General features: G+C 57.6%; 14 protein-coding genes. 6 read left to right on the top strand and 8 right to left on the bottom strand.

The annotated features are described in order from the left end of the window. Positions 1 to 31: 31 nt before the first annotated feature. The 4 genes from DR88_RS05775 to yfbV all read right to left on the bottom strand — a co-directional run bounded on the left by DR88_RS05775 (position 32) and on the right by yfbV (position 3,649). Positions 32 to 1,864 (bottom strand): SLC13 family permease, encoded by a 1,833-nt coding sequence (locus DR88_RS05775; protein WP_004149189.1) that lies wholly within the window; start codon positions 1,862 to 1,864, stop codon positions 32 to 34. Positions 1,865 to 1,940: 76 nt separating this feature from the next. Continuing rightward, a complete protein-coding gene (locus tag DR88_RS05780; RefSeq protein ID WP_004174996.1) occupies positions 1,941 to 2,600 on the bottom strand; it encodes a sugar phosphatase in 660 nt (219 codons plus the stop codon). 11 nt (positions 2,601 to 2,611) lie between these two features. Next, the gene (locus DR88_RS05785; protein WP_002913193.1) at positions 2,612 to 3,106 is read right to left on the bottom strand and encodes a YfbU family protein; all 495 of its coding nucleotides are present in this window, start codon (positions 3,104 to 3,106) and stop codon (positions 2,612 to 2,614) included. An 87-nt stretch (positions 3,107 to 3,193) separates the two neighbouring features. Then, on the bottom strand, positions 3,194 to 3,649 hold the full coding sequence (gene yfbV, locus DR88_RS05790) for a terminus macrodomain insulation protein YfbV (protein WP_002913194.1): 456 nt from the start codon (positions 3,647 to 3,649) through the stop codon (positions 3,194 to 3,196). A 337-nt stretch (positions 3,650 to 3,986) separates the two neighbouring features. Between yfbV and ackA the strand changes: the two genes are divergently transcribed. Then, a complete protein-coding gene (ackA, locus tag DR88_RS05795; protein WP_002913195.1) occupies positions 3,987 to 5,189 on the top strand; it encodes an acetate kinase in 1,203 nt (400 codons plus the stop codon). A gap of 200 nt (positions 5,190 to 5,389) precedes the next feature. Then, the gene (pta, locus tag DR88_RS05800; RefSeq protein ID WP_002913196.1) at positions 5,390 to 7,537 is read left to right on the top strand and encodes a phosphate acetyltransferase; all 2,148 of its coding nucleotides are present in this window, start codon (positions 5,390 to 5,392) and stop codon (positions 7,535 to 7,537) included. Positions 7,538 to 7,629: 92 nt separating this feature from the next. On the opposite strand, the gene yfcD is transcribed toward pta, so the two are convergent. The 3 genes from yfcD to yfcF form a co-directional block, all read right to left on the bottom strand. Beyond that, entirely contained in the window at positions 7,630 to 8,181 is a 552-nt protein-coding gene (gene yfcD / locus DR88_RS05805; protein ID WP_002913197.1) for an NUDIX hydrolase YfcD, read from the bottom strand. 57 nt (positions 8,182 to 8,238) lie between these two features. Continuing rightward, the gene (gene yfcE / locus DR88_RS05810; protein ID WP_004899586.1) at positions 8,239 to 8,790 is read right to left on the bottom strand and encodes a phosphodiesterase; all 552 of its coding nucleotides are present in this window, start codon (positions 8,788 to 8,790) and stop codon (positions 8,239 to 8,241) included. A gap of 62 nt (positions 8,791 to 8,852) precedes the next feature. After that, positions 8,853 to 9,491, bottom strand: a complete 639-nt coding sequence (gene yfcF / locus DR88_RS05815; RefSeq protein ID WP_002913199.1) for a glutathione transferase — start codon at positions 9,489 to 9,491, stop codon at positions 8,853 to 8,855. A gap of 180 nt (positions 9,492 to 9,671) precedes the next feature. Between yfcF and yfcG the strand changes: the two genes are divergently transcribed. The 3 genes from yfcG to DR88_RS05830 all read left to right on the top strand — a co-directional run bounded on the left by yfcG (position 9,672) and on the right by DR88_RS05830 (position 11,641). After that, on the top strand, positions 9,672 to 10,301 hold the full coding sequence (gene yfcG / locus DR88_RS05820; protein WP_004174988.1) for a GSH-dependent disulfide bond oxidoreductase: 630 nt from the start codon (positions 9,672 to 9,674) through the stop codon (positions 10,299 to 10,301). Between the two features lie 65 nt (positions 10,302 to 10,366). Next, positions 10,367 to 10,729: a dihydroneopterin triphosphate 2'-epimerase gene (gene folX / locus DR88_RS05825; RefSeq protein WP_002913200.1), complete on the top strand. Its 363-nt coding sequence runs from the start codon at positions 10,367 to 10,369 to the stop codon at positions 10,727 to 10,729. Between the two features lie 18 nt (positions 10,730 to 10,747). Beyond that, entirely contained in the window at positions 10,748 to 11,641 is an 894-nt protein-coding gene (locus DR88_RS05830; RefSeq protein WP_002913203.1) for a TIGR01777 family oxidoreductase, read from the top strand. Here the strand turns inward: DR88_RS05830 and DR88_RS31055 are convergent. After that, the gene (locus DR88_RS31055; protein ID WP_004217247.1) at positions 11,621 to 11,737 is read right to left on the bottom strand and encodes a hypothetical protein; all 117 of its coding nucleotides are present in this window, start codon (positions 11,735 to 11,737) and stop codon (positions 11,621 to 11,623) included. The two genes, DR88_RS05830 and DR88_RS31055, sit on opposite strands and share 21 nt — an antisense overlap. A 119-nt stretch (positions 11,738 to 11,856) precedes the next feature. Here DR88_RS31055 and DR88_RS05835 point away from each other — a divergent pair, with 119 nt between their 5' ends. Beyond that, positions 11,857 to 12,384: a GNAT family N-acetyltransferase gene (locus DR88_RS05835; RefSeq protein ID WP_004140943.1), complete on the top strand. Its 528-nt coding sequence runs from the start codon at positions 11,857 to 11,859 to the stop codon at positions 12,382 to 12,384. Position 12,385: the final 1 nt, after the last annotated feature.

The raw sequence follows: 12,385 nt of genomic DNA, 5'->3' as shown, positions 1-12,385 counted from the left end.
CGGCGGTTGTGCTCTACCCGGCCAGAATATCTTAAAACGGAAACAGTACCGGGATCAGCAGGACGCAGACCACCATCACCAGTATGGTAAAGGGCACGCCTATTTTGACAAAATCGCTAAATGAGTACTTGCCAGGGCCAAGCACCAGGGTGTTAACCGGCGAGGAGACCGGGGTCATAAACGCCGCCGAAGCCGCCATCGCCACCACCATGGCAAAAGGATAGGGAGAGACGCCCATTGACTTCGCCGCCGCTAAGGCAATAGGCGCCATCAGCACCGCCGTGGCGGTGTTTGAGATAAACAGCCCAATCGCCGCGCACATCATGAACAGGCAGCCGAGCATCAGATAAGGCCCCTCGCCTCCGGCGACATCCATCAGTCCCTTCACCACCAGATCCACCCCGCCGGTTTTTTGCAGCGCCAGGGCAAACGGCATCATCCCAACAATCAAAATAATGCTCGGCCAGTGGATCGCCTTGTAGGCGCTCTCGGCATTGATGCAGCGGAATTTGCCCATCAGCAGACAGGCGATAATCGCGGCAATCGGGTTGGGAATTTCATCGGTGAGCATCAGGGCTACCATCAGCACCAGGCAGAAAATCGCATGCGGAGCCTGGCTGTGGGCGGGCGAAGCGTCATCGACCTCAACCGGCATATTGAGCACCACGAAATCCCGGCCGCGCTTCGCCAGCAGGGCAATTTGCCGCCAGTTGCCGACCACCAGCAGGATATCGCCGAGCTGCAGCGGCTCGTCGACCACCGAACCATCCATCGCTTTGCCATCGCGCTTCATGCCGACGATATTGAGACCAAACCGGGTGCGGAAGGCTATCTCACGCACCGTTTTGCCAATCATCTCTGAATCCGGGATCAGCGCCACCTCCGCCATCCCCACATCCAGCGCCTGATCGGCAAAATACTCGCCGCGCAATACCATCGGCTCAAGCATTTGCTCGCCGCAGAACTGGCGTAAATCGACATCGGAGGCGGACATATCGATCAGCAGGACGTCGCGGGCGCGAAATTCCGATACCCCGTTGACGTTGACAATTACCCGGCGGAACCGCCGCCAGCGTTCAACGCCGATCACGTTGGCGCAGTAGCGCTCACGCAGCTTTAAATCATCCAGCCGCTGACCGATCATCGGCGAACCCGGGCGGATGGCCAGCCGGCGAGCGCGGCCGGTGAGGTGATACTCGCGGATCAAATCGCGGAAGGTGCTTCTTTTTCGCCCATCGCGTGCGGAGTCGCCATTATCCGTCTTCAGCATAAAGCGCACCGCCAGCATATAGACGATGCCCAGGATCAGCACCACCAGGCCAATCGGCGTGACGCTGAAAAAGCTGAAGCCGTGCAGTCCCTCGCGCAGCAATTCACTGTTGACCACCAGGTTGGGCGGCGTCGCCACCAGGGTCATCATCCCGCTGATAAGCCCGGCGAAGCTCAGCGGCATCATCAGCCGCGATGGCGAGGTATTCATCCGCGCCGAGACGCTAAGTACCACCGGGATGAAAATGGCGACCACCCCGGTGGAGCTCATAAACGCGCCCAGACCGGCGACGGTGAGCATCAGGTAGATCAGCATTTTGGTTTCGCTGTTCCCCGCCACGCTCACCAGCCATGCCCCCATTTTGGTGGCGACTCCGGTGCGCACCAGGCCATCGCCGATAATAAACAGGGCGGCAATCAGGATCACGTTAGGATCGCTGAATCCGGAAAAAGCTTCATTTAACGTCAGCGTTCCGCTGAGGACAAAGGCGACAATGACCATCAGGGCGATAGCATCCATGCGCACCTTGCCGGTAGCAAACAGCACAACCGCGATGGCCAGGAGGGATAAAACCCAAATCAATTCACCGTTCACAACGTTTCCTTGTCACAAGTGGGAGTCGACATAGTGGCATAAAAAAGCCCCGACGACGCGGGGCGAAATCATGGGTTTACGCTTTAAGACGCACATTTACCACGCCGTCAGTCTGGCGTTCAACCACCAGATCTTCCAGGCTGCTCAGCACGAGGTCGGCTTCATCCAGGCGAGGGGCATCGGCGGGCACGTTGACCGCGATAGTGCGACAGCCGGCCGCCAGTCCGGAGAGGAGCCCCGCCGGCGCATCTTCCACCACCGCGCACTCCCCGGCAGGCAGACCCAGCCGCTCGGCGCCCAGCAGATAGGCGTCCGGCGCCGGTTTGCCGTGTTTCACCTGCTCGGCGGTGACGAACACCTCAGGCATCGGCAGGCCCGCCGCGCGGTGACGCGCGTGGGCAACCGGAATCGAGCCGGAGGTGACAATCGCCCACGGGATCCCGGCCTCATTGAGCGTATTCAGCAGGGCTAATGCCCCCGGCAGCGCGACGATACCCTCAATATCAGTGGCTTCTATCTGCTCGAGGTAGCGAAATTCGGCCTGGATATCCTCCTCGCTGCGCCCCGGCATAAAATGGCGAATGGAGGTAATGGCCTGCTTGCCGTGAATAAAACTGAGAATTTCATCATGGTCAATGGCGAAACGATCCCCCCACTTGCACCATGAACGCTCCACCACCGGCAAGGAATCCACCAGCGTCCCGTCTAAATCGAACAGGAAACCTTTACACTGCACGGGCACCTCCCTCAGGCGTTGATAATTTGATTAATTTCATTACTGCTCAGATGATACTGGCGCGGGCAAGCGTGCCAGACGCTCAGCATCCGCTGATATTTCTCCCACATCGGGGTCTGCGAGTTAAAGCCATGGGTACCGGCGTCAAAATGGCTGTAGCGGCCTTCAACGTTGACCATAAAACGCACATAGCCGAGATAACGCGCTTCGGTGGCGGCATCAAATCCGAGGAAGGTGACCCGGCGTTCATCGATACCCGCCGCGTCTTTCAGGTTGGTCCAGGAGACGTGCAGCGCGTGGTACATCTCCATGATATCAATAACGGTACGGCAGGTTTCTTCCGTCAACTGGCCAAACTCGCGGTCCAGTTCACGCATCTGTAGCCCATACCCACGCTCTATGATGGTTTGCAGACGACGGTAGCGTTCCGCATTATCCGGGTCGAGCATCGTCATCATTTTGTACTGATTGGATAAAATCAGACGCTGCGCATTGGTCATTTCCATGTTGTGACTCCTGTAGCACGGTAGGGCGTGAAATAAAGAAGGCGCATAAATCATGCGCCTTCTTTTATATGCGTTTTCCGTAGTGAATTACAAATCATCAAGGAAAGTTTTATCCAGTTGTTTGAAGGCGCGCTTAAGCGTGTCAGCCAGCGCCTGATAATCGGGCTTGCCTTCGACCGGTGCCAGCGCCTGCCCCGCCTCCTGCAGTTTACCGCGCACTTCATAGAACCAGTTAAGAATGGAGGGCGGCAGCGGCGTCACCGAACGCTTACCCAACCACCAGAGTCCCTGCATCGGCAGGCTCAGCGCAAACAGCGCGGTAGCGACGGCGGGGCCCAGCTGGCCGCCAAGAGCTATCTGCCAGCAGAGGGTAAAAATGGCGATTGGCGGCATGATGCGGATGGCATAGCGGGTGGCACGAATAATGCGGTTTTCAATAAACACCGGCGCGAGGCGCTTGTCGAGAGGCCAGGTCTTTGCGTAATGCTGCCCGCGGTTGAACAAGCTAAAGAAGCTAACGGGGCGTTTCTCAGGGGTCGACATGGCTTTACCTCAACTTTACATATAAAACTTAAAAAATTCGTGCAAAACACCAACTATGCATGACATCGTTCAAAAGATTTTGGCAAAGGATGCCGCAATCAGGTATCCTGTGCCCGCCTGAAAGGGCGGTTAGACTCTTTGCCAGGCTAGTCAAATTATCGCATATTCTGCCATTGGCTGAAAATTATGCAAAATGGCATAAAATCAAATGTACTTCTCTCATCGTGCCCGAAAACAGAACAAGGCATGATGTTAATCATAAATGTCGAGGTCATCCTGCGCTACGCTAATGACACACTGACGTTTTTTTAGCCACGTATCATAAAAAGGTACTTCCATGTCGAGTAAGTTAGTACTGGTTCTGAACTGCGGTAGCTCCTCTCTGAAATTTGCTATCCTTGACGCCGTGAACGGCGACGAATATCTGTCCGGTTTAGCGGAATGCTTCCACCTGCCGGAAGCCCGTATCAAATGGAAAATGGACGGCAGCAAACAAGAAGCCGAGTTAGGCGCGGGCGCCGCGCACAGTGAAGCGCTGAACTTTATCGTTAACACTATTCTGGCACAAAAACCAGAACTGTCTGCTCAGCTGACCGCAATCGGCCACCGTATCGTACACGGCGGTGAAAAATACACCAGCTCCGTGGTGATCGACGAGTCCGTAATTCAGGGTATTAAAGACGCCGCGTCTTTCGCACCGCTGCACAACCCGGCACACCTGATCGGCATCGCTGAAGCGCTGAAATCCTTCCCGCACCTGAAAGACAAAAACGTGGCTGTATTCGATACGGCGTTCCATCAGACCATGCCGGAAGAATCCTATCTCTACGCCCTGCCGTACAGCCTGTACAAAGAGCACGGCGTTCGTCGTTACGGCGCGCACGGCACCAGCCACTTCTACGTGACTCAGGAAGCCGCTAAGATCCTCAACAAGCCGGTGGAAGAGCTGAACATCATCACCTGCCACCTCGGCAACGGTGGTTCTGTTTCCGCTATCCGTAACGGTAAATGCGTTGACACCTCCATGGGTCTGACCCCGCTGGAAGGCCTGGTGATGGGTACCCGCTCCGGTGACATCGATCCGGCCATCATCTTCCATCTGCACGACACCCTGGGCATGAGCGTTGACGCGATCAACAAAATGCTGACCAAAGAGTCCGGCCTGCTGGGTCTGACCGAAGTCACCAGCGACTGCCGCTACGTGGAAGACAACTATCAGGAAAAAGCCGACGCTAAACGCGCAATGGACGTTTACTGCCACCGCCTGGCGAAATACATCGGTTCCTACACCGCGCTGATGGACGGCCGTCTTGACGCCGTTATTTTCACCGGTGGTATCGGTGAAAACGCCGCGATGGTGCGTGAGCTGTCGCTGGGCAAACTGGGCGTACTGGGCTTTGAAGTTGACCATGAGCGTAACCTTGCTGCCCGCTTCGGCAAGTCTGGCTTCATCAACAAAGAAGGCACCCGTCCTGCCGTGGTTATCCCGACCAACGAAGAGCTGGTCATCGCGCAAGACGCCAGCCGTCTGACCGCATAATTCCACATCGCCAGCCCTGACCCGCAATAATTCGAGCTGCAGGAAGGCGGCGACACAGCAAAACCCCGGCCGCGTACAGCGCGTACGCCACCGGGGTGAGCAAGTAGAGCCAACGCACGTGCAACTTGAAATATGACGGATAGCTGGCGGTGCTGTTTTGTATCCCGCCTGATACTGGCGGTAACGAAAGAGGATATACCGTGTCCCGTACTATCATGTTAATTCCTACCGGTACCAGCGTAGGTCTGACCAGCGTCAGCCTCGGTGTGATCCGCGCTATGGAACGCAAAGGCGTTCGTCTGAGCGTCTTTAAACCTATCGCCCAGCCGCGTTCCGGTGGCGATGCCCCAGACCAGACCACCACCATCGTTCGCGCCAGCTCCTCCACCACCACCGCCGCTGAACCGCTGAAGATGAGCCATGTTGAGTCTCTGCTCTCCAGCAATCAGAAAGATGTGCTGATGGAAGAGATCATTGCCAACTACCACGCGAATACTCAGGACGCGGAAGTGGTGCTGGTGGAAGGCCTGGTACCGACCCGTAAGCATCAGTTCGCCCAGGCGCTGAACTTTGAAATCGCCAAAACGCTGAACGCTGAAATCGTCTTCGTGATGTCTCAGGGCACCGACACGCCAGAACAGCTGAACGAGCGTATCGAACTGACCCGTAACAGCTTTGGCGGCGCCAAAAATACCAGCATCACCGGCGTTATCGTCAACAAACTGAATGCCCCTGTCGACGATCAGGGCCGTACCCGTCCTGACCTGTCGGAAATTTTCGACGACTCGTCGAAAGCAAAAATCGTGAAGATTGACCCGGCTCAGCTGCAGAAAGGCAGCACGCTGCCGGTGCTGGGCGCAGTGCCATGGAGCTTCGATCTGATCGCGACCCGCGCGATCGACATGGCTCACCATCTGAATGCGACCATCATCAACGAAGGCGATATCAATACCCGCCGCGTGAAATCCGTGACTTTCTGCGCGCGCAGCATCCCGCACATGCTGGAACACTTCCGCCCTGGTTCTCTGCTGGTTACCTCCGCAGACCGTCCTGACGTGCTGGTTGCGGCCTGCCTGGCGGCAATGAACGGCGTGGAAATCGGCGCCATTCTGCTGACCGGCGGCTATGAAATGGACGCACGCATCAGCAAGCTGTGTGAACGCGCTTTCGCGACCGGCCTGCCGGTATTCATGGTCAACACCAACACCTGGCAGACCTCCCTGAGCCTGCAGAGCTTTAACCTCGAAGTACCGGTTGACGATCACGAGCGTATCGAGAAAGTTCAGGAATACGTGGCCAACTACATCAACGCCGACTGGATCGAATCGCTGACCGCGACCTCCGAGCGCAGCCGCCGTCTCTCTCCGCCAGCCTTCCGCTACCAGCTGACCGAGCTGGCGCGCAAAGCCGGCAAACGTGTCGTTCTGCCGGAAGGCGACGAACCGCGTACCGTGAAAGCGGCGGCGATTTGCGCCGAACGCGGGATCGCCACCTGCGTCCTGCTGGGTAACCCGGATGAGATCAACCGCGTAGCCGCGGCCCAGGGCGTTGAGCTTGGCGCCGGCATTGAAATCGTCGATCCGGAAGTGGTTCGCGAAAGCTATGTGGGTCGCCTGGTCGAACTGCGTAAGAACAAAGGCATGACCGAAGCGGTCGCGCGTGAGCAGCTGGAAGACAACGTGGTTCTCGGCACCCTGATGCTGGAACAGGACGAAGTCGACGGTCTGGTATCCGGCGCGGTTCACACCACTGCCAACACCATTCGTCCGCCGCTGCAGCTGATCAAAACCGCGCCGGGCAGCTCGCTGGTCTCCTCCGTGTTCTTCATGCTGCTGCCGGAACAGGTTTACGTTTACGGCGACTGCGCGATCAACCCGGACCCGACAGCCGAGCAGCTGGCGGAAATCGCTATTCAGTCCGCTGAATCCGCGATTGCCTTCGGCATCGAACCGCGCGTAGCGATGCTCTCCTACTCCACCGGTACCTCCGGCGCGGGTAGCGATGTCGAGAAAGTCCGCGAAGCGACCCGTCTGGCGCAGGAAAAACGTCCTGACCTGATGATCGACGGCCCGCTGCAGTATGACGCCGCGGTGATGGCTGACGTAGCGAAGTCCAAAGCGCCGAACTCACCGGTAGCTGGCCGCGCGACCGTGTTCATCTTCCCGGATCTGAACACCGGTAACACCACGTACAAAGCGGTACAGCGCTCTGCCGACCTGATCTCCATCGGGCCGATGCTGCAGGGTATGCGCAAGCCGGTCAACGACCTGTCCCGTGGTGCGCTGGTAGACGATATCGTCTATACCATCGCACTGACCGCGATCCAATCGGCTCAGCAGCAGAAGTAATCTGCCGCTGTGGTCAAAGCAAAAGGCAGCCGAATGGCTGCCTTTTTGTCGTCAGGAGGCGAGCGACGATTGCTGCCGCGCGTTTGCGATCTTTATTCGCGCTCGCTCTCTTCCGCATCATCATACTCATTACCGGCGTTGCGGGTCATCCACAGCGCCAGCGCTTTCAGGGAGTCCGGCGTGAACTCATCGCAGCGGGCGGTGATCTCTTCCGGCGTTAACCAGCACACCTCGCTGACCTCTTCTTCCTGCAGGGCGAACGGCCCGTGGGAGACGCAGCTGAACAGGCTTCCCCAGACGCGGCAGAATTTGTCTTCGTAATAAAACTGGCCGTGATCGGCAAACGGCACCCCGGCGATGCCTAACTCCTCTTCCGCCTCGCGACGGGCCGATTCCAGCAGCTGCTCATCAGCCTGCACGACGCCGCCAGCGGTGGCATCCAGCATGCCCGGATGAAAGTCTTTTGTCTCGGTGCGTCTCTGCACCAGAATTTTCCCCATTCCGTCATGAACGACGATATAGGTCGCCCGGTGGCGCAGGCACTGCGCGCGCATTTGCTCGCGGCTGGACTGTGCTATCACCTCATTGTTTTCATTAACAATATCGACCCATTCTGTGCTTGCCAAATGATTCTGTTCCGCCATCAGGAAACCTTACTTTAAATGCGCTCTCGCGGCGCGTCTTTATGATTGAGGGCTAAATTACGGGTAAATTGCAACCTCTGCAATAACCTGATTATCATTGAGTGCTAAAACCTGCAGCCGCCCCTGATCCAGCAGCCCATAGCTGGCGGAATATCCCCCTTTCGGGATACTCACTGAGCCGGGATTAAAGAGGTAAATTGCGCCGCGTTTTTCCGCGACCGGTATATGAGTATGGCCATATGCCAGGACATCGCCAGCGGCCAGCGGCGGCAGATTATCCGGACTATAGAGATGCCCGTGGGTTAGAAACAGGCGATAGCGTTCGCTAAGCACCTGCTGCCAGGGCGCGGTGATTGGAAAACGAAGCAGCATCTGATCCACTTCGCTGTCGCAGTTGCCGCGAACGGCAACAATGCGTTCCGCCACGCTGTTCAACCGCTCCGCCACCTCACCCGGCGCATATCCCTCAGGCAGCGCGTTGCGCGGACCGTGATTGAGCACATCGCCGAGTATGATCAGCCACCTGGCGCCGCTTTGCGCGAACCGTTCAAGCACGCGTTCCGTGGCGGGCAGCGAACCATGAATATCGGAGGCAAACATCAGCTTCATAGGTTCCATCTCCACTGGTTACGATGCCTCTATGATAGCGGAAGCGCGGCGGGTTATCAGCCTCAGCGTTTGGCGGAAAGCGCCACGTAACGCTGGATTGAGGCCCGCTGCCACTGGAAAGACGCATAATCAGCCAGCGCCTCCGGAACCTTATCGCCATTGAGAACCAGGCGATTGAGCATCAGCGCCAGGTCTGCGTCGGCAATAGACCATTCGCCAAATAAATTTTGCCCGCCGTGGGCCAGTAGCATGGTGGCGGTGGCAAACAGCTTTTCCGCAGATTGCCTGCCGGCCTCGCTGAGGTCCGGCATTTTCGCCCCGTCAAACACCACGGCGGTGGATCGCTCTTCACGAATTGGCATCAGATCGCTGCGCAGCCAGGCCTGGATCTGCCGGGCGCGGGCTCGTTTTTGCAGATCATGCGGGTAGATGCGCTCCCACTCCGGCGGCGCAAAACGCTCATCCAGATACTCGGTAATCGCCGAAGACTCACTTAGCGCGAAATCATCAACCTCCAGCAGCGGTACGCGACGGGTGGCGGCATAGCCTGTCCAGCCCGCCTGCAGATGTTCGCCGCGGTTCAGGTCGACGGTTTTAAGGGTAAAAGGCAGGCTTTTTTCCTGCAGAGCGACATAGACAGACATCACGTACGGTGAGAAAAAATCGGCATCGGACCACAGGGTAATGACAGGCTGGCTCATAGCTTCCTCAAGGGTGGTAGACAGGACAATAAGCCAACATAGCCTGTCTTACAGGCGATGTCACTGCTCGAGCGCGGACGACTTGTCGCCTGGCTGCCGGGTCGCTTGCGGAATTTCTCCCGGGTGGCGCAGCTTCACCTATACTCGAACAGTTTGCGACCCACGACGGCGGGAAATATTATGATCGATCTTTACTATGCACCCACCCCAAACGGCCACAAAATCACCCTGTTCCTCGAAGAGGCGGAGCTAGCCTATCGGCTAATTCGGGTCGATATCGGCAAAGGGGAACAATTTCATCCGCAGTTTCTGGCGATTTCGCCGAATAATAAAGTTCCGGCTATCGTCGACCACATGCCTGCTGACGGCGGGGCGCCGTTGAGCGTTTTCGAGTCCGGCGCCATCCTGCTCTATCTGGCGGAAAAAAGCGGTAAGCTGCTGAGCGGCGAGCTGCGGGAACGCTACGTCACGCTGCAGTGGCTGTTCTGGCAGGTCGGCGGGCTGGGGCCGATGCTGGGGCAAAATCAACATTTTTCCCACTCCGCGCCGCAAACCGTGCCCTACGCTATTGAACGTTTTCAGGTGGAAACCCAACGACTGTATGGGGTGCTAAATCAGCGTCTGGGATGCAGCCCGTGGCTTGGCGGCGACCACTACAGTATCGCCGACATCGCCGCCTGGCCCTGGGTGAACTGCCATGTCCGACAGCGTATCGATCTGGCGAACTATCCGGCGGTGCACAACTGGTATGAGCGCATTAAGCAGCGGCCGGCAACGGCGGAAGCGATGTTAAAAATTCAGCTTTATTAACCCCCTGCTCGCCCGTCGCGCTTTGTTGTATGATTGCAGGACTTACACCACGGAGGAAGCCTGCAATGTCTCAACCAGACGCCATTATTCGTATTAAGAACCTGCGCCTGCGGACTTTTATTGGTATTAAAGAGGAAGAGATCGCCAACCGCCAGGACGTGGTAGTGAATGTAGCCATTCACTACCCTGCCGATAAAGCGCGCGACAGCGAGGACATCAATGATGCGCTGAACTATCGCACCATTACCAAGCGCATAATCAGCCATCTTGAGAATGGCCGTTTTTCGCTGCTGGAAAAATTAACTCAGGATGTGCTGAATATCGCATGCGAACATCACTGGGTCACATATGCTGAAGTGGAGATTGATAAACTTCATGCGCTGCGCTATGCCGACTCGGTGTCCATGACCATGAGCTGGCGTCGCTAACCATGTCAGGGAGGTGGTATGAAGATCCTGCTTACTGGTGGTACCGGCCTGATTGGCCGACATCTGATACCCAGATTGCTGGAGCTCGGGCATAGCGTCACGGTCTCCACGCGACATCCGGATACCGCCCGCGCCCGTCTCGATCCGCGCGTCACCCTGTGGCGCGATTTCGAGGGCCATCACCACCTCAATGACATTGATGCCGTCATCAATCTGGCGGGTGAACCCATCGCTGATAAACGCTGGACGGCCGAGCAGAAACAACGCTTGTGCCATAGCCGCTGGGATCTCACGCAGCGGCTGGTGGGCCTGATCCACGCCAGCGACACCCCTCCCTCCGTGCTGATCAGCGGGTCTGCCATCGGCTACTATGGCGACCTCGGCGAGGTGGTGGTGACCGAAGAAGAGCCACCGCACAATGAGTTTACCCATAAGCTGTGCGCCCGCTGGGAGCAAATTGCCTGCGAAGCGCAAAGCGAGCGCACCCGCGTCTGCCTGCTGCGCACCGGCGTGGTACTGGCTCCGCGGGGCGGTATTCTCGGCAAAATGACACCCGCCTTTAAGCTCGGCCTCGGCGGGCCTATCGGCAACGGCAGACAGTACCTGGCCTGGATCCATATCGACGATATGGTTAACGGCATTCTGTGGCTGCTGGATAACGATCTGCGCGGTCCGTTCAATATGGTTTCTCCCTACCCGGTGCATAACGAGCAGTTCGCCCATGCGCTGGGTCATGCGCTCCATCGACCGGCGATTTTCCGCGTTCCCGCCGCCGCTATCCGCCTGTTGATGGGGGAATCCGCCGTCCTGGTGCTCGGCGGCCAGCGCGCGCTGCCAAAGCGTCTGGAGGCCGCCGGCTTTGCCTTCCGCTGGTACGATCTGGACGAAGCGCTAAAGGATGTGCTGAGTTAATGGCTGACACAGGGGAGCATTGGCTCCCCTGATTCCGTTCTGCTGGCTCATGCTCCAAGCCTGGATGGCCTCACCCTGGCGCTGCAGCATCGCCATATTCAGGACAACCAGCGCCCTTAATCGCCTGAATTCACCGCAAGCCGGCCGGTTCGCCGGTGTTACCTGGCAAAGCAAAGTGCTAAGGTAGGCTTTTCTTTCTGCGTATTGACTGCTTTATGACGACCATCACCACACCACGCCTTTCGCTTACCCGCTTTGTTACCGATGACTGGCCCTTTTTTCTGCGCCTGCGCCAGGATCCGCAGGTGATGCGTTTTATGGGGGAGGTGTTAAGCGAGGAGGCGCTGCGCAGCGTCTTCGTCAGTCGCTGTGCCGATCCCGGGGTGTTTGTATTGCGCGATAAATTCGGCGAGGCGCTGGGCGATATTGGGCTCCGCATCAGTCCGAAAAATCCGCACGAAGCTGACGTCGGCTACGCGCTGCTGCCTCAGGCTCAGGGAAAAGGCTATGCCAGCGAAGCGCTGCGGGCGGTCTGCGAGTATGGTTTCACCACCCTGGGGGTGCAGGCCATCAATGCCTGGGTGCTGGGTGAAAACCGTGGCTCATCGCGCCTGCTGGAGAAGCAAGGCTTTGTGCGCACCCAGGTGCTGGAGAAAGCCTATCATCTGAACGGCGTCGATTACGATGACTGGATCTATCGGCTGGAGCGGGAAGCTCATCCGGCGTCCGCAGACGCCGGATGAG

This window comes from Klebsiella pneumoniae, from assembly GCF_000742135.1.
Classification (GTDB): Bacteria; Pseudomonadota; Gammaproteobacteria; order Enterobacterales; family Enterobacteriaceae; genus Klebsiella; species Klebsiella pneumoniae.
The sequence above is the reverse complement of the archived record's forward strand: the minus strand, read 5'-3'. Positions and strand labels throughout refer to the sequence as shown.